This is a genomic window from Streptomyces sp. NPDC001852 (assembly GCF_042891825.1).
Taxonomy (GTDB): Bacteria; Actinomycetota; Actinomycetes; order Streptomycetales; family Streptomycetaceae; genus Streptomyces.
Genome location: NZ_JBIATN010000002.1, coordinates 299,509 through 320,478, shown reverse-complemented (window position 1 = coordinate 320,478; position 20,970 = coordinate 299,509). Strand labels below are relative to the sequence as shown.

Here is a 20,970-nt window from a genome sequence, read left to right as displayed (position 1 = left end):
CTGGCGAGTCCCTTCCTCTGGGGGTGGGGTGGGGGGTGAGGGTGCCGACCCACCCCAATCCGGACCTTCGGGGATACCTCTGCCGTCCTGTACGGGTCTGGGGATTCCGTGACGGCGCCTGAAACGCGAAAGGCCCCCGTCTCGAGGACCGAGGCGGGGGCCTTGTGGTGCGTCAATGCCGAACGTTGAAGTCGTCGAGGCGCCGTTCGATGATGTCGCCGACCTCGAACTCGGCGGCGAGAGCGAGGGCATCCTCGATGACGTCGTCGATGTCGTCCTGGTCGAAGTAGGCCAGCCAGCCCGACTGCTCGAGGGCCGACCGAATGGCTTCCGCAGCGTCCTCGCGGCTGAAGTCGATCTCTTTGACAAGCGCTGTGGTCGTGGCCTTGCTGCTGTTGAGGCCGGCGAACGAGCGCCCGCAGCCGCAGCCGCCGTCAGGGTCTTCCCTGTCTCGCTCGCAGACCACGTCGACAACGATGACGAGTTCACCCTCGATGCACCAGTTGAAGTCGCTGTCCCGCTGGCCCTGGGTGCGGCTGGTGGCGGTGAGCAGTTTCATGGCGTTCATTCTCCTCATGTGGTGCGGGAGGGAAGCGGCGGAAGGCGGCCGAGCAGCCCGTTTCCCGTTGTCTGGCGAGCGGGAGCGTGGAAAGAGCGGCGTGTCTTTGGCGCGGCAATTCAGGCCGCAGGGAGGTGCTCGCGGGCGGGGCACCAGATCAGTTCACAGCTCGCCTCAAGGCACTGCAGAACCTCGCGGCGTCCCTTCCCGACGGTGGCGACCCCGACGGGCCGGCACCGCCTGGGCGCGCGGCATGACGGGCAGTGAAGCACCACGGCAGCGGGGGCCTTGACGGTCCGGTTCATGGGGTTCCCTCTGGAGAGGTCCGGTCCATGGGGTTGCGGTGCCGCGCGGGCACGACGTCTCCTGTGGTCTGGATGCGGCTCGACCACGGTCGGCGGGGTGCTGCGCGAGTGCAGCGGCGCCGCCAACGGAACTCGGCGACCAGCTGGGCCGCGGCGACGGCGAGCAGGGCGAGGTCTTCGTCGACACCGATGAGCATCACGGTGTGGTGGTTCACGCGGCGGCCCCGGATCCGTCGGGCCCCGGGTTGAGGGCGACGACCAGGTGGCGGTTGGCGCAGTCCGGGCCGCAGCTATCACGGTCGAGGCCGCGCTTGCTGGCCAGGGCCGTCGGCAGGGCGCTGTACAGGGTGACCGTGCGGGCGGCGCAGGCGACGGCGGCGTAGGGGCCATTCCCGGCGGTCTCGGCGGCCGGCCAGATGCATTGGGCGAAGTCCGCCCACGTGGCGTGTACGGCCTGGCAGTTGTGGCGGCGGTAGACCCGCACCCCGAAGCCGCTGCTGGGCGTCTGGCCCTGGCGGTTGAGCTTGGCGGTATGCCGGCGGGCGACCCCGGCGGTACGCGCTGCGGCGAGTTCGGCGCGGCGCCGCTTAGCGTCCTCGGCCTTACGGCGGGCCGCCTCTATGCGCTCGGCTATGACGTCGTCGACGTTCACGGCGTCTCCTTCCGCCTGCGGCCGGTGCCGCGACAGTGAGGGCAGGGCTCGGTGTCGGGAGCGTCCAGACGGCCGCCTACGCGGGCGCGGGGGCCCAGGTCGACTCCGGCGGCGCTTGCCTCCAGCGCGCGTCGGCGGGCTTCTTGGTACGCCGCGTGTGCGCTCATCTCACCGGCGGCGACCTTCGGGGCGAGGTCTGGGGCGTAGCGGTTGACGGTCCTCATTCGCTCGACCGTGCGGCCGGAGGTGCTGCCCGCCAGCGCCGCGAACCGCTCACTGCTTTTGCGTGAGCGCCGGTTGGCGCTCAGGTTCGGATCGCTCATGCGGCCCTCCTGCGGGCTTTGAGGTAGCGCTCCCGGGCGGCGATGAACGCCTCGCTGGTGCCGCCGCGGTCGGGGTGTGCTGCGGCCATGGCCGCCTTGAGCTCCTTCAGGCCAGGCGCCGGCTTCGGCTTGGGAATCTCGGGCGGCGTGGCGAACAGCTGCAGCCAGTGGGCGCCGCGTACCGCGCCGTGGCGCTCGAGTTCCTGCCGGTCGACGTAGCCGGGCTGCCACTCGAACAGGCCGCGGGGCCGCAGGTAGTAGACGCGTCTGGCGGTCTTCCGCGTGATGGGGAAGCTGACCACCTTGGCGGGGATCCATGTGACGTCGTCGAGTTCGTACCGGCCGGGCTCGACCGCGTACAGGTAGCCGATCGGGTTGGTGGGCGGGGTGACCTTGGCCTGCTTCCGCTTCGGCTTCGGCGGCTTCGCCTGGCGCTTGGCGGCGTTGAGCTTCTTCAGCTTCTCGGTGGCGACGCCGTGCAGGACGCGGACGTTGGCGTAACGGCCGGCGGCGAGCTGCACGGCTGCGGCGTTGGCCTGGCGGGATGCCTCGTCGGGGCTGGCGGCCCAGCCGTGGGCGTCGGCGCCGTCGAATTCGCAGGCGGTCCAGAACCAGCGGCGCCCGCTACGGCAGCGACCCCACAGGATCAGCGGCGGATCGTCGGTCACGCCGGCACTGGCGAGGAACTCGGCGTTCTTGATCGGGTCCTGCAGTTCGCGGGCGCTGGCCACCCACAGCCCGTGCATGCGGGGGGCGTCGTCCTGGTGGTCGGCGCACAGGGTGATCCGATAGGTGCTGCTCTCGGCGGGCCGTTGCTGGTCGATGGTGTTCCGGACGGCGATGACGCCGGGCTTGCCGCAGGCGCCGTGCTCGGCGCAGCACTCATCTGTGCTGACCTCGATGGTCTGCACGGTGTACGTGGTGGCACGGGCGTCGCCCAGCGGGATGACGGTGGTGGTCACGGTGTTCTCCTTCGTGCTGTGACAGGTGGGTGGCTGGCCCCGGTACGAGCGGGGCCAGCTGCTAGATGCGGGCCACGAGTGCTGCGGCCTGGCGCACGCAATCGCTGGCGTCCTTGGTGACCTCGGAGCCGCTGAAGCGAGCGATGCGCCAGCCCTCGAGTTCGAGTTCGCGCTGCCGCGCCCTGTCTCGGGTGAAGGCTTCGGGGCTGGAGTGCCAGGAGTAGCCGTCGAGTTCGATGCCGAACTTCTTGTCGGGCAAGGCGAAGTCGATGCGGTACCGGCCACCGAAGACCGGATGCTGAGGCTTCAGGGCGTTCAGCTCGGGTGGAGCTATCTGGAGGTAGGCGGCCCAGAATGCTTCCTCGATGGGGGATTCGAGGTTGGGGAAGAGGTTCACGACCTGTTGGAGGGCTTCGCGGGGTGTCTGCGCGGTGAGCGTCCGGGTGGCGCAGGAGAACGCGAACCAAAGGTCGTTGGTGGGACCGTCCGGGATGCCGAGGCCGTGGCCGGAGAGGTCTTCGAAGGTGTGTGGCAGTTCAGGGGCCGCGACGACGACGTTCTTGCCGCGGCCTCGGGCGTAGCCGATCTCGACGAGCGTGCCGTAGGCGGTGACGTCGTCGAGCCAGGCGAAGACGATATCTGCGGTGTCGATGGCCGTGAGGCAGAGCTCGCGCACCTGTGACCGCTTGGGAAGGTTCTCGTAGCTGTAGCAGGGCACGCAGCCGTCTGCGCCGCAGCCGTGAGTGCCGGGGCCGTGGCCGCAACCGTGGTCGTCGCTGATGAAGTACGGGCCGATGTAGTCGAAGGTGTCGAGGACGCCCTTCTTGATGACTGGCCACGATCGGGACGGGGTGTCGTCGTCGTGTTCCCAGGCTCCGCGGAGTTGCCAGCCGAGCAGATCGTGGCGCCAGTCGCCGGAGCTGATCTTTCCGGCGAGATAGATGGATGGCATGCATCTCCTCCTACACACAAAGTTGATTGAAAAGATTGGTGGGAATGGATCTGACCTGCGGTTTTGTGTTGACGAGAATGGTGACGAGATTGGGACTGTGAGTGACGAACATGGTGAGATTGCCCGCCGCATGTTCATCACCAACCTCACCAATCTCGTCAGCGACCGACCGGGGAGAAAGCGCAGGTCAGACCCAATCCCGTCAATCTCGTCATGTTCGTCAGCGCGCATAGGGAGGTCATGCCGCGTCGTCCGCGGGCCACGCTTCCGGGAGATACCAGTGCGACGTTCGGTCACGGCCGAATCCCTGCTGCTTCGCGCGGATGCCGAGCTTCTTCTTGGCTCGGTCGACCGAGGAGTCGCTGAAGCCCTCCTTCTTGGCGGCCTTCTTGATTTCGCGCGCCTCATCGGATCCGCCCGAGTCGTCGAGCCACCCGCGGAGCCACTCGACAACCTCGCCGAGGGCGCCGGACGATTCGCCGCTGCTCTCGGCACGCATGACCTCGCGCACGGATGTCGTCGACTCGGGGCCGAGGACGAACCGTGAGACGTAGGCCGGCCCTTCTTCCGTATCGATCGTCACGGGCTGGATCGTGTACGTGTGGGACGGGAGGCCGAGGCGCCCGAGGTTGTTCTTCTCGAGGCTCATGACGAACTCTTCGGTGCCGTCTTCGGCTTCCTGCCGTGCGAAGGCGATGAGTGCACGGATGAGCTGGCCGAAGGCTCCGGAGCCTGCGACGCGGCTGAGCGGGTCGGCGCCTCCGGCCTTCGTGAAGTGGGCCAGGCCGAGGATGGTGAAGCCGTAGCGGTCAGCTGCGGCCACCAGAGGCTCGAGGGCGGCACGGACCTCAGCGGCCCGGTAGTCGTTGATGCTGGCGTCGATCATCGACAGCAGCGGATCGGCCACCAGCAGACCGACGCTGTAAAGCTCGGCCGCCTTGCCCATCAGCGAGATGTCCTTGGGCAGGGTGAGCCGGGCATGCAGCTCCTCGTCGTCGCGCACTTCCACGCGGAAGACGAGGTCCAGGTTCGCGCCGGCCGCGATGAGCCGAGGGGCGATGGTGTACGTCCACGAGTCCTCCGTGGCCGCGTAGATGACGCCCCGGGGCTTGCCCCACAGCTCGCCCGGCAGGGTGCCCGTGGTGACCCGCGCCGTCATCCACACCGCGAACTGTGACTTCCCCAACCCGGGACCGCCCGCCGCGATCGACAGAGAGTTCATCGGCAGCCGCCCGTGCGAGGTGGGCGGAGCGTCCGCGGGGGTGGTGTCCCACAACCAGCGCACGGGCCGGATGCGGACCTTTGAGGCGGGCGTGAGGACGAGTTTTCGGGCGGCCTCCGCCTCGTCCTTGTCGACGTTGGGCGCCCAGTCCGGGGTGTCGTTCACGCCGCCACCCCCGACGGGTCTGCCGGGTACGGCAGCGGTGCCCACACCTGACGGAAGTCAGCGTCGCCGAGACCTGCCGCGAAGTGGTCGGCGGCGTCCTTCCCGGCCTTCGCCTGCACGACGTAGATGGACCGTGCCACGGGACGCAGCGTCTCGACGACGAGCTGGGCGTGTTCCTTCCCCTTGTCGTCGCGGTCGGCGACGATCGTGACGTCCGCGCCGCGGAGGAACTGGGCGTGCTCTGTCGTCCACTTGCATGCGCCGGCCGCGTTGCAGGTGGCCTGCAGTCCGTGGGCGACCAGGGCGTGTACATCTTTCTCGCCCTCGGCGATCCAGATGACCCGGTCGTCGGCAATGGCCTTGAGGATCTCGGGGAGCCTGTACGGGATGACGCGGACGAGCCGGTTTCCCTGCTGGTCGTTCAGGCTCCAGCGGCGCCCGGACTTGGCGGTGTCGTCGGGCCGCCACTGGGCGAAGCACTTGTGATCGCAACGGGTGACACCGTGTACGACGGCGCCGCGTTCATCGCGGTACACGTACTGGGCGACCCGTTTGTGCCCGCGGTCCCTGCAGGGGATCCATGTGTCGTCGGCGGGGCGGTCGCGTTGCTGCTCGGGCAGAGGCTCGTCGTACAGGTCGGCCTCGGTCAGGCCGAGGGCGGCGAGGAACTCCGCGTTGCCCTGGCATTTGTGACAGAAGATCACGACGCCGCCGTTGTTGCCTCGCCTGATCGCGACCGTTCCCTCTGCGTCGCCGTCGTGGCAGATTCCCTGCACGCGGAGGGCGCCGCCGCCGTATCGGTGGCGGAGGCCCTGGTCGCGGATGAGGTCGGCGACCCGGTTGAAGGCGATGCTCACTCTTCGTTCTCCGTGCGGTCCATGGCGGCGATGACGCCGTCGGCGAGGTTGGTGATGTCGTTGATCCAGCGGCGCGCGCATGCTCGGACGGCGCGGGCGTTGGGCTGTTCGGCGAGATGCGCCCGGATGCTTTGGGTGACGAATTCACGGCGGGCGCGTTCGCGCATGAACTGCTCGCGCAGCTCGTCGCTGACCGGGGTGGGGGGCCGTTCTCCGGGCTTACGTTCCTGTACCTGCACTTCGGTTCCGATCGCGAGAGCGAGGCGGTGAGGGTGCCCCCTGCTAGGCAGGGCCGTCTCGCGAGGGATGGGGGCTGGTGGCCGCGTCCCACGCCGGGCGCGGCCAGGGTGCTCAGAGCTGGTGCTCTCGCTGCTTGTGCAGGGCGGATTCGACCTGGTCCAAGGACATGCCGCGGCCGAGGCCGACGTCCCAGCTGGAACACGGCAGGATCTTGGCGCGGGCCGGCTCGAGCAGCAGGTATGGACCCGTGGAGCCGGCCCGGTACGGGGCCTGTACGCGGGTCTTCCGGAGCATGAGCCCCTGCTTGGTGGCCAGGCGCCGGAGTCGGGCTTCACGCCGGCGTACCTCCGCCGGGACCGGCGGCTTGACCGTGGACACCAGGCAGCTCACCGGGACGATCTCGCTCCGCTGGAACGGGATGTCCGCGGGGGTCATGGCCCAGAAGGGGAAGTCGTCCGTGTCCGTGACGGTCGCGGGTACGTCGTCCGGGTCGGTGATGGCCCACACCATGCCGGTGATGGCGAACGGTGCGCCCGGTACGGCGAGGAGCCCAAGGGACTGCACCTGCTCCGGGGTGAGTGTGACCATGACCTTGGGGTGCCAGTCGACCGGACCATAGACGACCTTGACAGCCGGGTGTCCGGCGTAGGTGTGGCCGGTCTCGGTGACCGTGACGCGCTTCCCGACGAGGTTGATCCACGGGAAGACCAGGTCGGGTCGGTCGATCTCACAGCTGTGGTCCGTACAGGCGGGGTCCACCGGAGGCTGCAGGAAGATGTGGGTCTCGCCGACCTTCGGGTGCTGCCCGTCCGGTTCGGACTGTGGCATCTTTGTCATTGACGTCACTCCTATTGGCGGTGTGGCCCCGTCGGCTGTGGTGGTCCAGGCGAGGCTGAGGCGTGTACGAGATGGATGGGCCCCTGTCGGTCCGGTGCGGGAACACCGGTCTGGTGGGGGCCGCTCTTATGCGGCGTCGCTTCCGGGCTCGTCGAGGACGGGCGCGAAGACATCGCGGAGCGCGACCTTCTCGGCGCCGGTGAGAGGTCCGCGAGCCCGGGCGGCCCGCTTGACGAAGTCGGCGACCGACTCCCCTGGCGCGGGTCGAAGCCAGAGGGTGTCTCCCTCGCGCCACTCGCAGGGGTGCTCGTCGGCCGCCATCACGTGACCGTCCTTGTCTCATCGCGAAGGGCCCGGTACGCGTCCACGGCTCGGCCGAGCAGTACGGCGATGCGGCGGGCCTGGGCCTGAGTGAGGTCCCGATCCGCGTTGTTCACGCCGCCCTCGCGCTCTGCTCTTCGAGGCGCCGCTGGAAGTACGCGCGGACGCTGGCAGCGATAACCAGGCGCCGGCTTCCCTCCTTGACGCTCTGGAGGTCACCGGAGCGGATCAGCTCGTAGACGGTCGACCTGCTGAGGCCGGATACCTCCACGGTTTCGTCCACGGACATGGCGATCTTCTCGACCATGAATCTCTCCCAATGAATCCACGGAGCCTCATGGCTTCGTTGACGGCAGAGTACACGCGAGCTCATGCATAAGTCCACGGATACTCATGTGCATACCCACGGACGTTGACGGACATCTATGGACACCCGTACCGTTCCGGCATGGCTGATCAGTGGCAGAACATGGACGAGAGCGAGATCGAGCGCGCTCTCACCAGCACTTTCGGCGGCATGTGGCGCTCGTGGGTGTCGGAGAAGGCACCGTTCAAGCGAGCTGCTGCACAGTTCGCCGAGGGCAAGGACGGCCGCCTAGTCATGTCCGGTCTGCTGGTGCTCGACGAGGCGATCACGACGGACCGCCTCAAGTCGGTGCCCGTCCGGGCGCTCGAGAACAGTTGGAACCTGACGAAGAACGAGGACGCGCGCGAGGAAATCAGGAAGCTGCCAAAACTGGAACGCGCCAGCCGGTCTCCGGAGGAGTTCGCGCAGCTGGTCGCGGAGCACTACAAGGCCTGGGCGGCGATCGTGGCGCACCCTGTGGCGGCCATGGCGGCGGATGCCAACGTGAAGCCGCCCACGGTTCACGGATGGGTCCGGGAGGCGAGACTTCGCGGCTTCCTGCCGCCAGCCACGCGAGGGAAGGGCTGACGCGCCGCAGCAGAACACCCCTGGCCTACACGCCAAACACTGAGGGCCCACGCCAACGCGGCGTGGGTCCCTTCTCGTTGTCCGGCCCGCGGATCCCTCCCGCTGGAGACGTTTCAGCGGGACTTCGCCGCACCCGCTCTCCCGAGCCCAGCCCCCAATCCATTCATACCGGATAACCTCACATATGCGGGTTGTAGATGCTACGAACCTTGCTACGGAATACCGGGCATGACGGACCACGAGGGGGAGACGGTGACAGGATCAGACATCGAGCGGACCACCCCGGAGGGGCTGCTGCTCCCCGCGACTCCCGCCGGAGCAGCACCAGCAGAGTTCACCCCCGACGTCCTCGAACGCCTGGAAGAGCTGGAGAAGCGCAGCGCCAAGCACGAGCAGGACCTGCGCCCGAAGAACACCGTCGAGTCCTACGCCACCGACTGGAAGCAGTGGGAAGAGTTCTGCCGGCTGCTCGAACTGCCGCCGAGCGCCATCACGGCCGGCTCCCTCACCGCGTTCGTGGAATGGCTGTGGGTACAGCCCGGGTGGAAGGCCGGTACCTTCATGGCGCCCTCCACCATCGACCGCCGCCTGTCCGGCGTCGTCGTCACCGGCCGCGACCGGTACGGGCTCCAGCTCAACAAGACCATCGCCTCCCGCGCCCGCCGCGTCCTCAAGGCCAGAGTCAAGGCGATGCAGGAGACGGAGGCGCAGCGGGGCCGCGGCCCGGCGAAGGCGCTGCTCGTCGAGCACCTGCGCCAGGTCGTGGCGGCCGTCCCGGACAACCTGCGCGGGATCCGTGACCGCTCCCTGATCCTCACGCACTTCGCCATCGCCGGCCGCGAGCACGAGGTGGCATTCCTGCGGGTGCGGGACTTCCAGGAGCACGAGAACGGTCTGCTGGTCGACGTGCGCGTCTCCAAGGTCAAGCCGCGCAAGGTGAAGGTGAAGTACGGCACCCGCCCCTCCACCTGCCCGGTACGGGCCTGGCGCGCCTGGAAGGAAGCCGCAGGGCTCACCGACCCGGACGACTTCGCGTACAAGCCGCTTCACCCCCGCTGGCACACGGTCATGGCAGGCGGCCTTGAACCCGAGTCGGTCGGCGACGTCATCACCCGGCTCGGGGCTCAGGCCGGGCTCGACTTCCGGCCCACCGGCCACTCGCCGCGCCGCGGTGCGGCCACCAGCTCCAAGCGGGCTGGCAACGACCGCAAGGAGATCGCCGCTCAGGGTGGCTGGGCTGACAACTCGGTGGCCATGGAGGGCTACTTCGAGGAGTCCGAGGGCTGGGAAGAGAACGCCATGAACAACGTGCTGTAGACGACGAGAACGGGCCGCCTGCCGGATACCCAGCAGGCGGCCCGTTCGTCGTTCCTGCGCCCGTGTGGCCGCGCCGTGCGCCTACCCGGCGAGTTCGCGGCCGTGCCACCCGACGTCGATCGTGGTGTGGTCGAAGCCCGGCCCGCGGACCGACGCCGGGTGGATCCGTACCCGGAAGCTCAGGGCTTCGAGGACGCGCCGCTTGCGCTGCACCGTCAGCGCCGGCCACTTCTTCCGCACCTGCCCGCCCATCAGGCCGTCCAGCGCGGTGAGGTCGATCGGCTGCAGCCGCTTCGCCTCGGCCTGCGCTTCCGCGATGTCGTCGGCCAGCTTCCGCGTGATGCGGTGCAGCTGCTCGCGGGTGATCAGGCCTGCCGCGTAGTCGTCGGCCGCCTCGCCCTGGCGGATCCGCAGGGCCTCGACGCGCTCCAGCGCGGCCAGGGCGCCGGACTTGTCCCCGGCGAAGATGTCTGCGGCGGCCGGGTCCGACAGCACCTCAACGACGATCCCCTCGATGTACCCGTCGAGAGCTTCCTCGTTGCGGCCGACGCAGCCCTTCCCGTCACAGACGTAGGTGGGCTTCTTCACGCCCCGCTTGGCGTTGCCTCGCATGGCCACCCTGATCTGATTCCCGCATGGGCCGCACGTCGCCACTTCGCCCCACGTCAGCAGGTGCTTTCGCTGCCCGGGGCTGCTGCTTGTCGCCTCACCCTTGCTGAACAAGTCCTCAAGGCGTGCGTGCTGCTCGATGGACAGCAGCGCGGGCCACGCCGCCTTGTACTCGACGCCGCGGTGTACCCGGACGCCGATGTTGGCCTTGCGCAGCACCAGCTTCTTGACGCTGCCCTTGCCCCACTGACTGCCGGTCTCGTCCTGGGTGATGCTCCGCTTCTTCCGCTTCATGCCAGCGCCGGGGGCTGGCAGGCCGCGCGCGTTGAAGTCCGCTTCGATCGCCCGCTGAGGGTCGCCGGACAGCAGCCGGCGCGCGGCTTCCTGCACCACGGCCTTCTGTACGGGGTGCTCGATGTCGTCGAAGCCGATGACCTTGCCGTCCTCGTCGTGCCGGTAGACGCGCCGCCAGCCGTAGGAGACCGCCCCGTTCGCCTGGCCTTCCTCTGCCCGTTCGAGGGCGGCCCGTTGGACGCGTTCCGACTTGACTTCGGACTCGGCGGTGTCGGACTCCCCCAGGTTCGCCAGCTGCGACCGGTCCGAGGCCTTGGCCATGTTGAAGTAGCCGCCGGACTCGAAACCGACGAACGCTCTCACGGCCCGCAGGTCTTCGATGGCCTGCGCCCGCTCGACGCGCTGCCGCCACAGCCGGGATGGGTGGTAGGCGCCGACGACGACCCGCACACCTGGCTGTTGAGCCGCGGCGAGCGCTGCGGCCATCATCTTGTCGTACTCGGGGCGCTCTTCCCCGCTGTGCGCGGAGCGGTCGTTCTCGACCCACTCGCCGGCTATCTCACCACCGATGTCCTCGAGGGCCCAGCGGCGCAGGTCTTTGATCTGCCGTCCGACACCGCGGCGTTGGTCGAGGGGATCCTCGCTGATCCGTGCATACAGGAAGACGAGAGTGCGGAGTGCGCTGACGACGGCGGCCATGCCCAAGTATTACCCAGCTAGCGCCTTTCGGATTCCCGGGAGGCGTCGGCAACACGCGCAAGGATCCGAAGGCGTTCGCCAGCCTGATCCACGACGTGGAGACGAAGATCTTCGACGTGCTGCCCGACGAGACCTGGGTCTATCCCGGGCACGGCAACGACACGACCCTGGGCGCGGAGCGGCCGCATCTGCCGGAGTGGCACGCGCGCGGGTGGTGAATGCCGGGCGCTTTCCTTCCTGAGCGCCGCGCACAGTTCTCGCCGCGCGCCCCGTGTGAACGTTTCGCACGCGCCGGGGGTGCGTACGCGCGCCCCGGTTGCGCTGTCACGCGGTCGACTGGTGGTAACCCCGCAGAGGATGACGGCTCCTCTGCGGCAGGGCCGCCGGTCTCCAACCCCGCCCTCGACCGGCGGCCCAGGTCAACGGCCCACGACGTGAGGAGTGTTCACACGACCGCAACACCCGTTCCCACTATGCGGACAGTTATGGTCGTGACCTGGACAAACGCGGGGTTCGCTGCCAATCTCCCGCCATGTACCCAGCCCCTCGCGTCCTGCGCCGTGCGGCAGCCGCCGCCACCGTAGCCCTGCTCGCCACCGCCGTCGGCTGCGCTCCGCAGCCCGACGACAAGGCGTCGGCCGCCTCCTCCGGCTCGGCGGCGAAGAGCTGCGCCAAGGGCAAGCTGGCCACCAAGACGTCCGGAAAGCTGACGATCGCGACGGACGAGCCGGCGTACGAGCCCTGGTTCAAGGACGACAAGCCCGCCAACGGCAAGGGCTTCGAATCGGCCGTCGCGTACGCCGTGGCGAAGCAGCTCGGCTACGACAACAGCGCTGTGATCTGGCAGAGCGTGCCGTTCAACAAGGCGTTCGCGCCCGGCGAGAAGACCTTCGACTTCGACATCAACCAGGTCTCGATCAGCACCGAGCGCAAGAAGGCCGTGGACTTCTCCTCCGGCTACTACGACGTGCGCCAGGCCGTCATCGCGCTGAAGGGCAGCAAGGCCGCCAAGGCGACGAGCATCGCGGACCTGAAGGGCCTCAAGCTGGGCGCCCAGGTGGGCACCACGAGCCTCAACTACATCAGTGACGTGGTGAAGCCGTCGCAGGAGGCGGCCGCGTACTCCAAGAACGACCAGGCCATCTCGGCGCTCAAGAACGGCCAGGTGGACGCGATCGTCACCGATCTGCCGACCGCCTTCTACGTCACCTCGGCCCAGGTGACCGACGCCAGGATCGTCGGCCAGTTCGAGAACCAGGGCGGCACGCCCGAGCAGTTCGGGCTCGTCCTCGACAAGGGCAGCGGCCTCACGTCGTGCGTGACGTCGGCCGTGGACGCCCTGCGCAAGGACGGCACGCTGGCGAAGCTGGAGAAGCAGTGGCTGTCGGACGCCGTCGACGCTCCGGTGCTCAAGTGACGGTCATGAAGGAGGAGTCCGGGGAGGACTCCGGCAAGGACGTCCTGCGCGACGAGTACGTCCCGTCCGAGCGGCGCCTGGAACGCGAGCGTCACAAACGCGCGCGTGCCCGTCGCGCGACGGCGATCGCCGCCCTGTCGACCCTGGTCACCGGCGTCGTCCTCTACCTCGTCGTGGTCAGCGCGCCCGGCTGGCCGCGCACCAAGGAGACCTTTTTCGACGGGCAGTACGCGCGCGAGGCCTTTCCCAAGGTCCTCGAAGGGCTGTGGCTCAACATCCGGCTGCTGCTGGTCTGCGGCGTGCTGGTGCTCGTTCTGGGCATGCTGATCGCCATTGCGCGCACCCTGCCCGGGCCCGTGTTCTTCCCCCTGCGTGTGCTGGCGGCCGCGTACACGGATTTCTTCCGCGGCCTGCCACTGATCATCAATCTGATGATCGTGGTCTTCGGGGTGCCCGCGCTGCGCCTCCAGGGCGTGACCGTCGACCCCGTGCTGCTCGGCGGTACGGCACTGACACTGACGTACTCGGCTTACGTCGCCGAGGTGTTCCGCGCCGGCATCGAGTCCGTGCACCCCTCGCAGCGCGCCGCGGCCCGCTCGCTGGGTCTGACCAACCGTCAGGCACTGCGGTTCGTCGTGCTCCCCCAGGCCGTACGCCGTCAGGTGCCTCCCCTGCTGAACGACCTCGTGTCCCTGCAGAAGGACACCGGGCTCGTGTCGATCGGCGGCGCGGTCGACGCCGTACGGGCGGCCGACATCATCGCCCAGCGCAGCCTCAACTACACGCCGTACATCGTCGCGGGCCTGGTGTTCGTCGCCCTGACCATTCCGATGACCCGCTTCACGGACTGGGTGACGGCCCGCATGGACCGGCAGCGGGCCCAGGGAGGATCGCTATGAGCGACGCAGTCGCGCCCGTGCTGCGCATGGAGTCCGTCCGCAAGGCCTTCGGCGGCTCCGTGGTGCTGCGCGACGTCGGTCTGGAGGTCGCCCCGCACACGGTGACCGCACTGATCGGCGCCTCCGGCTCGGGCAAGTCCACGCTGCTGCGCTGCGCCAACCTCCTGGAGGAGATCGACGACGGCGCGATCTGGCTGGACGGCGAGGAGATCACCGATCCCCGCGTCGACCAGGACGCGGTCCGGCGCCGGATCGGTGTGGTGTTCCAGGCGTACAACCTCTTCCCGCACATGACGGTGCTGGACAACATCACGCTGGCGCCCCGCCGGGTGCACGGCGTCCCCCGCGCCGAGGCCGAGGAACGGGCCAGGGAGCTGCTGGAGCGCCTCGGACTGAGCGTCAAGGCCGATGCCTACCCGGACCGGCTCAGCGGCGGCCAGCAGCAGCGTGTGGCGATCGTACGGGCGCTTGCCGTACGGCCCCGGCTGTTGCTGCTGGACGAGATCACGGCCGCGCTCGACCCCGAACTCGTGGGTGAGGTGCTGGAGGTGGTCCGGGACCTGAAGGCCGACGGCATGACCATGGTGCTGGCGACGCACGAGATGGGCTTCGCGCGGGACGTCGCCGACCAGGTTTGTTTTCTGGACGGTGGAGTCGTGCTGGAACGCGGCACCGCCGAGCAGGTCTTCGGCGACCCGCAGCAGGAGCGCACGCGACGCTTCCTGCGACGGATCGTGGAGGCGGGCCGGCTGTGAAGCCCCCGGTCTACGCCTCGGCCTGGGCCGCACCCACCAGGGCGGCGACCCGCTCCACACCGAACACGTAGCCCTGCACACCGCATCCGGCGATCACGCCGTCGGCGCGCAGCGAGACATAGGAGTGGTGCCGGAACGATTCACGCTGGTGGATGTTGGAGATGTGCACCTCCAGCACGGGCATGCCGTCGCAGGTGTTGAGTGCGTCCAGAATCGCGACCGACGTGTGGGAGTAGGCACCGGGGTTGACGACGATGCCGCAGTGGTTCAGGCGCGCCTCGTGGATCCAGTCGACCAACTCACCCTCGTGGTTGGACTGCCGGAAGTCCACCGTGCCACCGTGCGCTGCCGCGGCCTTGGCGCACAGCGCCTCGACATCGGCCAGGGTGTCCCTGCCATAGATCTCGGGCTGGCGCTGACCGAGCAGGTTCAGGTTGGGCCCGTTGAGGATCATGATCGGGGCGTTGGCCAGGGTGCGGGGCACGTTTCCTCCGGTCCGTTCGGGGCGGTACGTCGACGACCGCCGCTCGCACCCGGTCTATCACGCCGGGCGGAGCGCATGACGGGCCGCCTGCACCGGGGGCCTCGGCGCACACCACGGTCGCCCGATCGCCTCCGCGCGCCCCGTAACTGTTGATCACGGCGCATGGTTGACGCAGCATGCAGCCTGTACGTGCCGTGAGCGCCCCTTCGATGACGAGACTCGCCGCCGCGTCCCTGGCGGGGACCGCGATCGAGTTCTACGACTTCTTCGTCTACGGGACCGCGGCGGCCCTGGTCCTGGGGCCGCTGTTCTTCCCGACGTTCTCGCCGGTCGCGGGGACGCTGGCGGCGTTCGTGACGTTCGGGGTGGGGTTCGTGGCCCGGCCGCTGGGCTCGGTGGTGTTCGGGCATCTCGGCGACCGGCGCGGACGCAGGCCGGTGCTCGTCGTCTCACTGCTGCTCACTGGCGCCTCGACGGTCGCGGTGGGCTGTGTGCCGTCGTACGGGACGATCGGCGTCGCCGCACCCCTGTTGCTGCTCGTGCTGCGCTTCCTGCAGGGTCTCGGGCTCGGCGGGGAATGGGGCGGAGCCGTGCTGCTGACCGCCGAGCACGCGCCGGCCGCGCGACGTGCGCTGTGGTCGAGCTTTCCTCAAGTGGGGCCCGCGGTGGGCTTCGTGTTCGCCAACGGGGTGATGCTCGCACTGTCGGCGGCACTGTCCGACGCGGACTTCGCGCGGTGGGGCTGGCGCGTGCCGTTCTGGGTCGCCGGTGCGCCGGCGCTCGCCGGGCTCTGGCTGCGTTCGTCGCTCGCCGAGAGCCCCCGGTTCCTGGAAATCGACGACCACGCGCGCGTGCCGCTCGTCGAGGTCGTACGGCATCACGGGCGGCTGGTGCTGCTGACCGCCGGCGCGCTGGCCATCGGGTACGCGGTGTTCTACGCGGTGACGACCTGGTCGCTGGCGTATGCGACGGAACGGCTCGGGGTCAGCCGGACGGTCATGCTGACCTGTGTCATGGCCGCGGTGGTCGTGAAGGGAGCCCTCACGCCCCTGGTGGCGCTGCTCGGCGACCGCTACGGGCGGCGGCCGATGTGTCTGACGGGGTGCGCTGCCTGCGTCCTGTGGATGCTCCCGATGGTGGCACTGCTGGCCACCGGCCAACCGCTGCTGATGTTCCTGGGCATCCTGGGTGCGCTGATCTCCTTCGTCACCATGTTCGCGGTCATCGCCGCGTATCTGCCGGAACTGTACGAGGCGCGGGTGCGCTGCACGGGCGCCGCGGTGGGCTACAACCTCGGCGGGGTGCTCGGTGGCGCGCTCACCCCGATCGTGGCCACGGCGCTCGCGGAGCAGAGCGGGCGTGTGCCCTGGGCCGTGGGTGTGTATCTGACGGGCATCGGGCTGATCAGTCTGGTGTGTTTCGCGCTGCTTCCGGAGACACGGCCGGTGCCCGTACCGGCGGTGGAGCCTGCGACGGGCTGACCGGCCCGGAACCGGGGACGACGGCGACGGCGACGGCTGCAAGCCTCCCTCGCCGGGACCGGACGGGGGGCACTACGGATTGACGGCCAACTCCAGGTAGGCCGCGAAGAGCACCAGGTGGACACCGCCCTGCAGGGGCGTGGCCCGTCCCGGCACCACTGTGAGGGAGCTGACGACGATGGTCAGCGCGAGCAGCAGCATGTGTGTGGAGCCGAGGCCGAGGACGAGCGGCCCGGACAGCCAGATGGAGGCGAGGGCGACGGCCGGGATGGTCAGGCCGATGCTGGCCATGGCCGAGCCGAGTGCGAGGTTGAGACTGGTCTGCACCCGGTCGCGGCGTGCGGCGCGCAGCGCGGCGATCGTCTCCGGCAGCAGCACGAGAAGGGCGATGATCACGCCGACGACGGCTTGGTGCAGGCCGGCCGCTTCCACGCCCGACTCGATCGTGGGCGACACCCCTTTGGCCAGGCCGACCACGCCGATCAGGGCCAGGCCGAGCAGGCCGAGGCTGATCCGGGCGGTGCGCGCGGACGGGGGTCCGGCGTGATCGGCGGTGATGACCTCGCCCTGCCGGGTGATCGGCAGGAAGTAGTCGCGGTGGCGCACGGTCTGCGTGGCCACGAACAGTCCGTAGAGGATCAGTGAGGACAGCGCGGCGAAGGTCAGCTGCACCGAGGAGAACTCGGGTCCGGGCTTGCTGGTGGTGAAGGTCGGCAGCACCAGGCTGAGGGTGGCCAGCGTCGCCACGGTCGCCAGGGCGGCGCCGGTGCCCTCGGGGTTGAAGACCGCGGTGCCGTGCCGCAGGGAGCCGGCGAGCAGACACAGCCCGACGATGCCGTTGCAGGCGATCATCACGGCGGCGAAGACGGTGTCCCTGGCCAGGGTGGAACTCTTACTGCCGCCGTCCGCCATGAGGGTGACGATCAGGGCCACTTCGATGATCGTGACGGCGATGGCGAGCACCAGGGAGCCGAAGGGCTCGCCGACGCGGTGGGCGACGACCTCGGCGTGGTGCACGGCCGCCAGGACGGAGCCGGCGAGCACCAGGGTCGCCAGGGCCACGACCGCGCCGGGCAGGTTGCGGCCCCAGGTGAGGACCAGGAGGACGACCGCGAGGACGGGCACGAGGATCGTCCATTGCCGGGTGAGCGCCCGGCGCCGAGTGATCATGCGGCGATGTTCGCAGAGACCTACAGGATTCGCATTCCGCTCTTTTCGGATACCTCTCGCCCTTTCTGCTCGTCTTGTCCGCTTGTCCTCTTGTCCTTTCCGCCGGGGCCCGGCACCGGAGAGAGCAGGCGTCTGCTTCACGCAGTCCCGCTCCCGCCCTGGCCGTACCTGCCGCAGGCTTCGTCAGGCGTCGACGTCGGCCTTCGGAGAGGCTTCGCCGCCGGTGTACGCCGCCTCGACGGCGGCCCGCTTCCTGGTGGCCATCAGGCTGGTGACGGTCGTGACGGCCAGGACCGCGCAGATCACGCCGAGCGAGACCGGGATGCTGATCTCGGGGACGTGGACGCCGGACTCATGCAGGGCGTGCAGAACCAGCTTCACGCCGATGAAGCCCAGGATGATCGACAGGCCGTACGACAGGTGGACCAGCTTCTTCAGCAGGCCGCCGATGAGGAAGTACAGCTGTCGCAGGCCCATGAGGGCGAAGGCGTTGGCGGCGAAGACGATGTACGGGTCCTGTGTCAGACCGAAGATAGCGGGGATGGAGTCCAGGGCGAACAGGACGTCCGTGGTGCCGATGGCGAGCATCACGACCAGCATCGGGGTCATGACCCGCTTGCCGTTCTTACGTATCCACAGCTTGGTGCCGTGGTACCGGTCGGCGACACCGAACTTGCGCTCCGCGGCCTTCAGCAGCTTGTTCTCCTCGTACTCCTCGTCCTCCTCGTCCGCGCGGGCCTCCTGGACGAGCTTCCAGGCGGTCCAGATCAGGAAGGCGCCGAAGAGGAAGAACACCCAGGAGAAGCTGGCGATGATCGCGGCTCCCGCGGCGATGAAGACGGCCCGCAGGACCAGGGCTATGAGGACGCCGACGAGCAGGACACGTTGCTGGTACCGGGTGGGCACCGCGAACTTCGCCATGATCAGGACGAAGACGAAGAGGTTGTCGACGCTCAGCGACTTCTCGGTGATGAATCCCGCGAAGAACTCGCCGGCCGGTTGTCCGCCGCCGAAGACGAGAAGGCCGAGGCCGAACAGCCCGGCCAGGGCGATCCAGACGACGGTCCAGATTCCGGCTTCCTTGATCGACACCTCATGAGGCTTGCGCCCGATGAAGAAATCGACCGCGATCAGAGCGGCTAGGCCCACGACGGTCAGGACCCACAGGGTCACGGAGACTTCCACTGCACCTCCGGCATTACGTAACGGCAAACACGTCAGCGTCGTCGCTGCCGGAGGTCTCTTCCACCCGCGCCGGGCCGACGCCCCCGGACCGGAACCGGTCCGTGCTGACGGATGCGCCGCAGTCAGGGAGTACTCCCCTCCGCACGGAAGACAGTACCTCAATCACCAAGGAAAGGTAAAGGAAAAAGTAAAATAAAGACCAAATGTGCTGGTGAGTGACCTTTACCTGCCCTTGGTCAGGGCTCTCGCCACCTCGGTGAGCACTTGGTGCACGACCTGACTGCCAGCCGGCACCAGCGACGGTTCGTAGGTCCAGGCGTGGCCCACCCAGGGGTCGGCGAAGTGATCGCCGGGCACAGGGGTGAGTCGCATCAGCGAACGCCACAGCGGATCGAGCAGGGGGCCGTAGGCGGCGGCGTCCTCGCGGTCCGCCACCAGCAGGAGGTGGACACCGACATCGGGCCCCTCGTCGGCGAGGTAGCGCAGCCGTGTCACCGCCCGGTCGTCGAAGCCGTGCGGGAAGTCGTTGACGATCAGGAGCTGACGCGCCGTGTCGACATCGGCCGGCAGCGATTCGGGCGCGCCGCCGCGCAGCGCCATCTGTACCAGATCGACCCTCCGGGTGAGCCGCTCCAGCATCGCCGTCACACCTGCCGCGCCGGTCGCGGGAGGCACGGCGAGCACCCCGGTCCGCGTGAGCGGGGCGTATGCCGCAGCCCCGGTGCCGGCCGGGTCGATCACCTGCACGGCGAAGTCCCCCGCCGGATGCACGGCGAGCAGCCGCGCCGCGAGTGCCGCAGCCGCCTCCATGGCCAGGTGCCGCAGTTCGGCCGGGTCCGGGAAGCCACCGGGCAACGCCGGGCCGCTGTCGAGCCACAGGCCGCGTTCCAGCGGCAGTCTGACCAGCAGAGGGATGCGCAACGGCTCGCTCTCGGGCAGATGGAGGTCGCCGAGGCGCAGGGCCATCGGCGGTTCGGCGGGCACGCGGTAGCCGTGCCAGACGGGGTTGTCCCAGCGGGCGTAGGCCGGCGGCAGCGCGGGCTCGACCACCTCGGACTCGGCGGTGAGCTGGGCGATGTCGCGGTCGAGGACCGCACGCGCCTGGTCCACCAGCTGTGTCCGGCGGGCATGGGACGCCTCGCGCGCGACGTCGCCCGCGGTGCCGAGCCTGCCGCGGGGGTCGGTCAGGACCTGGTCGAGCTCCTTCTCCAGACGAGAGTCGGCGAAGTCGACGGCGCTGCGGTACGCGGCGGTCGTGCGGGCCAGGTCCTCGAACATCCCCCAGACCTGGTTGTACAGCCGCTCCTCCATCGACCAGCCCACGGCGTCGCCCGCGACGGGCTGCGCGGGCCGGCCGTCGTCGGCAGTCGGAGCCGCCGGGGACGGTGTGCCGTGCCGACGACGGCCGGGGTGCGTGTAGTCGACCGGGGTGCCGGGGTCGCGCGGGACTGCGCCGGGTGCCCGGGTGTCGTGGGGGTTCCGCACGTCGTACGGCGGTGCCGGCTCCGGCTGCCGCGGGGTACGGGACGGCGCCGGCCCAGCCGTCCCGGACGCGGGGGTGTCCCGGGGCTCGGGCGCGTCGGTGCCGTACGGCCCGGCGACCGGTGTGACGCGCGCGGCGGAGGCCGACGTTTCGTGCGATGGGGCCGTGGAGGTGCCTTGCGGTGCGCGGGCCGACGTCTCGTGCGCAGACGGTGCCGAGGGCGGCGCCGGCAGCGTGCGGGACGGACCGGAAGCGGCCGCCTCGCCGGAGCCGGCCAACTCACCGGACGCCGCCGCATGGGCGGTTGCCACGAGCTCGGCGGCCTCGCGCAGGCCCTGGTCGGCCAGGAGTGCGGGAAGGCCGGCAGCATAGCCCTGGCCCACCGCACGCACCTTCCAGACGCCCTGTCGGCGGTACAGCTCCAGGGCGAGCACGGCGGTCTCGCTGTCCAGGCCGGTGAGGGTGTAACAGGCGAGTTCGGTGCCGTCGAGGCCCTCGACCGTCGTGTGCGGGGAGGCGACCTCACCGAACCGGAGCGGTGCCCCAGGCCCGGTGGGCAGGGCGAGGAAGACGTCGACGCGGTGGACGGCCTCGGGCAGGGCACCCAGGTCGACGGTGAGCCGGTGCTCGGTGGCCGCCTGCCGGGGGACCTCGACACCGGGCACGGCGGGCGCGCCGGGGTAGGCCACCCACTGCGGACCGTGCACGGTGCCGCTCTCGTCGCCGAGCGTGGCTCCGGCAAGAACCGGCACCCCGGCCGAGATCCGGATCGTCAGCCGGACCTGGGACAGCGGGTGGTTCTGCCCTCGCACCAGCTCGGCCTTCATCGCCGTCGTCCCCCTGTGTCG

The 20,970-nt window shown here is 69.4% G+C and carries 23 protein-coding genes and 1 pseudogene; 7 read left to right on the top strand and 17 right to left on the bottom strand.

Annotated elements, in window-relative coordinates:
- Nucleotides 1-172 precede the first annotated feature (172 nt).
- The 12 genes from ACFYZB_RS04165 to ACFYZB_RS04110 all read right to left on the bottom strand — a co-directional run bounded on the left by ACFYZB_RS04165 (nt 173) and on the right by ACFYZB_RS04110 (nt 7,702).
- Nucleotides 173-559, bottom strand: a complete 387-nt coding sequence (locus ACFYZB_RS04165; protein WP_388754080.1) for a hypothetical protein — start codon at nt 557-559, stop codon at nt 173-175.
- A 301-nt stretch (nt 560-860) separates the two neighbouring features.
- Nucleotides 861-1,079, bottom strand: a complete 219-nt coding sequence (locus tag ACFYZB_RS04160; RefSeq protein WP_388754078.1) for a hypothetical protein — start codon at nt 1,077-1,079, stop codon at nt 861-863.
- The gene (locus tag ACFYZB_RS04155) at nt 1,076-1,516 is read right to left on the bottom strand and encodes a hypothetical protein (RefSeq protein ID WP_388754076.1); all 441 of its coding nucleotides are present in this window, start codon (nt 1,514-1,516) and stop codon (nt 1,076-1,078) included. The genes ACFYZB_RS04160 and ACFYZB_RS04155 overlap by 4 nt, the downstream gene beginning before the upstream one ends.
- The gene (locus ACFYZB_RS04150) at nt 1,513-1,839 is read right to left on the bottom strand and encodes a hypothetical protein (protein ID WP_388754073.1); all 327 of its coding nucleotides are present in this window, start codon (nt 1,837-1,839) and stop codon (nt 1,513-1,515) included. The genes ACFYZB_RS04155 and ACFYZB_RS04150 overlap by 4 nt, the downstream gene beginning before the upstream one ends.
- On the bottom strand, nt 1,836-2,801 hold the full coding sequence (locus ACFYZB_RS04145) for a hypothetical protein (RefSeq protein WP_388754071.1): 966 nt from the start codon (nt 2,799-2,801) through the stop codon (nt 1,836-1,838). The genes ACFYZB_RS04150 and ACFYZB_RS04145 overlap by 4 nt, the downstream gene beginning before the upstream one ends.
- A gap of 61 nt (nt 2,802-2,862) precedes the next feature.
- A complete protein-coding gene (locus ACFYZB_RS04140) occupies nt 2,863-3,753 on the bottom strand; it encodes a DUF559 domain-containing protein (RefSeq protein ID WP_388754068.1) in 891 nt (296 codons plus the stop codon).
- Nucleotides 3,754-3,991: 238 nt separating this feature from the next.
- Nucleotides 3,992-5,140, bottom strand: coding sequence for an AAA family ATPase (locus ACFYZB_RS04135; RefSeq protein WP_388754065.1), 1,149 nt, complete (start codon nt 5,138-5,140; stop codon nt 3,992-3,994).
- A complete protein-coding gene (locus tag ACFYZB_RS04130; RefSeq protein ID WP_388754062.1) occupies nt 5,137-5,997 on the bottom strand; it encodes a toprim domain-containing protein in 861 nt (286 codons plus the stop codon). The genes ACFYZB_RS04135 and ACFYZB_RS04130 overlap by 4 nt, the downstream gene beginning before the upstream one ends.
- Nucleotides 5,994-6,236, bottom strand: coding sequence for a hypothetical protein (locus ACFYZB_RS04125; RefSeq protein WP_388754059.1), 243 nt, complete (start codon nt 6,234-6,236; stop codon nt 5,994-5,996). Before ACFYZB_RS04125 ends, ACFYZB_RS04130 begins: the two co-directional genes overlap by 4 nt.
- Nucleotides 6,237-6,348: 112 nt before the next feature.
- On the bottom strand, nt 6,349-7,074 hold the full coding sequence (locus ACFYZB_RS04120; RefSeq protein ID WP_388754057.1) for a hypothetical protein: 726 nt from the start codon (nt 7,072-7,074) through the stop codon (nt 6,349-6,351).
- Nucleotides 7,075-7,200: 126 nt separating this feature from the next.
- Nucleotides 7,201-7,395: a hypothetical protein gene (locus ACFYZB_RS04115; RefSeq protein ID WP_388754055.1), complete on the bottom strand. Its 195-nt coding sequence runs from the start codon at nt 7,393-7,395 to the stop codon at nt 7,201-7,203.
- Between the two features lie 112 nt (nt 7,396-7,507).
- On the bottom strand, nt 7,508-7,702 hold the full coding sequence (locus tag ACFYZB_RS04110; RefSeq protein ID WP_388754052.1) for a helix-turn-helix domain-containing protein: 195 nt from the start codon (nt 7,700-7,702) through the stop codon (nt 7,508-7,510).
- A gap of 141 nt (nt 7,703-7,843) precedes the next feature.
- Here ACFYZB_RS04110 and ACFYZB_RS04105 point away from each other — a divergent pair, with 141 nt between their 5' ends.
- Both ACFYZB_RS04105 and ACFYZB_RS04100 read left to right on the top strand, forming a co-directional pair.
- The gene (locus ACFYZB_RS04105) at nt 7,844-8,329 is read left to right on the top strand and encodes a hypothetical protein (RefSeq protein ID WP_388754049.1); all 486 of its coding nucleotides are present in this window, start codon (nt 7,844-7,846) and stop codon (nt 8,327-8,329) included.
- A 228-nt stretch (nt 8,330-8,557) separates the two neighbouring features.
- Entirely contained in the window at nt 8,558-9,646 is a 1,089-nt protein-coding gene (locus ACFYZB_RS04100; RefSeq protein ID WP_388754046.1) for an integrase, read from the top strand.
- A gap of 81 nt (nt 9,647-9,727) precedes the next feature.
- Here ACFYZB_RS04100 and ACFYZB_RS04095 read toward each other — a convergent pair whose 3' ends face one another.
- Entirely contained in the window at nt 9,728-11,248 is a 1,521-nt protein-coding gene (locus ACFYZB_RS04095; protein WP_388754042.1) for a recombinase family protein, read from the bottom strand.
- A 32-nt stretch (nt 11,249-11,280) separates the two neighbouring features.
- Here ACFYZB_RS04095 and ACFYZB_RS04090 point away from each other — a divergent pair.
- From ACFYZB_RS04090 to ACFYZB_RS04075, 4 genes and pseudogenes are all read left to right on the top strand, one after another.
- A pseudogene (locus ACFYZB_RS04090) lies at nt 11,281-11,466 on the top strand (MBL fold metallo-hydrolase); the annotation flags it as partial.
- 314 nt (nt 11,467-11,780) lie between these two features.
- Nucleotides 11,781-12,665, top strand: coding sequence for an ABC transporter substrate-binding protein (locus ACFYZB_RS04085; RefSeq protein WP_388754039.1), 885 nt, complete (start codon nt 11,781-11,783; stop codon nt 12,663-12,665).
- Nucleotides 12,662-13,564: an amino acid ABC transporter permease gene (locus ACFYZB_RS04080; RefSeq protein ID WP_388754036.1), complete on the top strand. Its 903-nt coding sequence runs from the start codon at nt 12,662-12,664 to the stop codon at nt 13,562-13,564. The genes ACFYZB_RS04085 and ACFYZB_RS04080 overlap by 4 nt, the downstream gene beginning before the upstream one ends.
- Nucleotides 13,561-14,319: an amino acid ABC transporter ATP-binding protein gene (locus ACFYZB_RS04075; protein ID WP_388754033.1), complete on the top strand. Its 759-nt coding sequence runs from the start codon at nt 13,561-13,563 to the stop codon at nt 14,317-14,319. Before ACFYZB_RS04080 ends, ACFYZB_RS04075 begins: the two co-directional genes overlap by 4 nt.
- A 10-nt stretch (nt 14,320-14,329) precedes the next feature.
- Here ACFYZB_RS04075 and aroQ read toward each other — a convergent pair whose 3' ends face one another.
- Complete coding sequence (gene aroQ / locus ACFYZB_RS04070; RefSeq protein WP_351209376.1) at nt 14,330-14,803, bottom strand: type II 3-dehydroquinate dehydratase; 474 nt, start codon at nt 14,801-14,803, stop codon at nt 14,330-14,332.
- A 209-nt stretch (nt 14,804-15,012) separates the two neighbouring features.
- Here aroQ and ACFYZB_RS04065 point away from each other — a divergent pair, with 209 nt between their 5' ends.
- Entirely contained in the window at nt 15,013-16,284 is a 1,272-nt protein-coding gene (locus ACFYZB_RS04065) for an MFS transporter (protein WP_388754569.1), read from the top strand.
- Nucleotides 16,285-16,356: 72 nt separating this feature from the next.
- Here the strand turns inward: ACFYZB_RS04065 and ACFYZB_RS04060 are convergent, their stop codons facing one another.
- The 3 genes from ACFYZB_RS04060 to ACFYZB_RS04050 all read right to left on the bottom strand — a co-directional run bounded on the left by ACFYZB_RS04060 (nt 16,357) and on the right by ACFYZB_RS04050 (nt 20,949).
- On the bottom strand, nt 16,357-17,454 hold the full coding sequence (locus ACFYZB_RS04060) for an ionic transporter y4hA (protein WP_351209374.1): 1,098 nt from the start codon (nt 17,452-17,454) through the stop codon (nt 16,357-16,359).
- A 183-nt stretch (nt 17,455-17,637) separates the two neighbouring features.
- Nucleotides 17,638-18,639 (bottom strand): TerC/Alx family metal homeostasis membrane protein, encoded by a 1,002-nt coding sequence (locus ACFYZB_RS04055; protein WP_388754029.1) that lies wholly within the window; start codon nt 18,637-18,639, stop codon nt 17,638-17,640.
- 222 nt (nt 18,640-18,861) lie between these two features.
- Nucleotides 18,862-20,949 carry a TerD family protein gene (locus ACFYZB_RS04050; RefSeq protein ID WP_388754027.1) on the bottom strand — a complete coding sequence of 696 codons (2,088 nt, stop codon included), beginning with the start codon at nt 20,947-20,949 and terminating at the stop codon, nt 18,862-18,864.
- Nucleotides 20,950-20,970 lie beyond the last annotated feature (21 nt).

Coding starts and splice junctions, on each gene's coding strand:
- ACFYZB_RS04120 (WP_388754057.1), bottom strand. CDS start 7,074: ATGACAAAGATGCCACAGTCCGAACCGGACGGGCAGCACCCGAAGGTC.
- ACFYZB_RS04105 (WP_388754049.1), top strand. CDS start 7,844: ATGGCTGATCAGTGGCAGAACATGGACGAGAGCGAGATCGAGCGCGCT.
- ACFYZB_RS04165 (WP_388754080.1), bottom strand. CDS start 559: ATGAAACTGCTCACCGCCACCAGCCGCACCCAGGGCCAGCGGGACAGC.
- ACFYZB_RS04150 (WP_388754073.1), bottom strand. CDS start 1,839: ATGAGCGATCCGAACCTGAGCGCCAACCGGCGCTCACGCAAAAGCAGT.
- ACFYZB_RS04050 (WP_388754027.1), bottom strand. CDS start 20,949: ATGAAGGCCGAGCTGGTGCGAGGGCAGAACCACCCGCTGTCCCAGGTC.
- ACFYZB_RS04115 (WP_388754055.1), bottom strand. CDS start 7,395: ATGGCGGCCGACGAGCACCCCTGCGAGTGGCGCGAGGGAGACACCCTC.
- ACFYZB_RS04140 (WP_388754068.1), bottom strand. CDS start 3,753: ATGCCATCCATCTATCTCGCCGGAAAGATCAGCTCCGGCGACTGGCGC.
- ACFYZB_RS04065 (WP_388754569.1), top strand. CDS start 15,013: ATGACGAGACTCGCCGCCGCGTCCCTGGCGGGGACCGCGATCGAGTTC.
- ACFYZB_RS04085 (WP_388754039.1), top strand. CDS start 11,781: ATGTACCCAGCCCCTCGCGTCCTGCGCCGTGCGGCAGCCGCCGCCACC.
- ACFYZB_RS04075 (WP_388754033.1), top strand. CDS start 13,561: ATGAGCGACGCAGTCGCGCCCGTGCTGCGCATGGAGTCCGTCCGCAAG.
- ACFYZB_RS04110 (WP_388754052.1), bottom strand. CDS start 7,702: ATGGTCGAGAAGATCGCCATGTCCGTGGACGAAACCGTGGAGGTATCC.
- ACFYZB_RS04095 (WP_388754042.1), bottom strand. CDS start 11,248: ATGGCCGCCGTCGTCAGCGCACTCCGCACTCTCGTCTTCCTGTATGCA.
- ACFYZB_RS04060 (WP_351209374.1), bottom strand. CDS start 17,454: ATGATCACTCGGCGCCGGGCGCTCACCCGGCAATGGACGATCCTCGTG.
- ACFYZB_RS04100 (WP_388754046.1), top strand. CDS start 8,558: ATGACGGACCACGAGGGGGAGACGGTGACAGGATCAGACATCGAGCGG.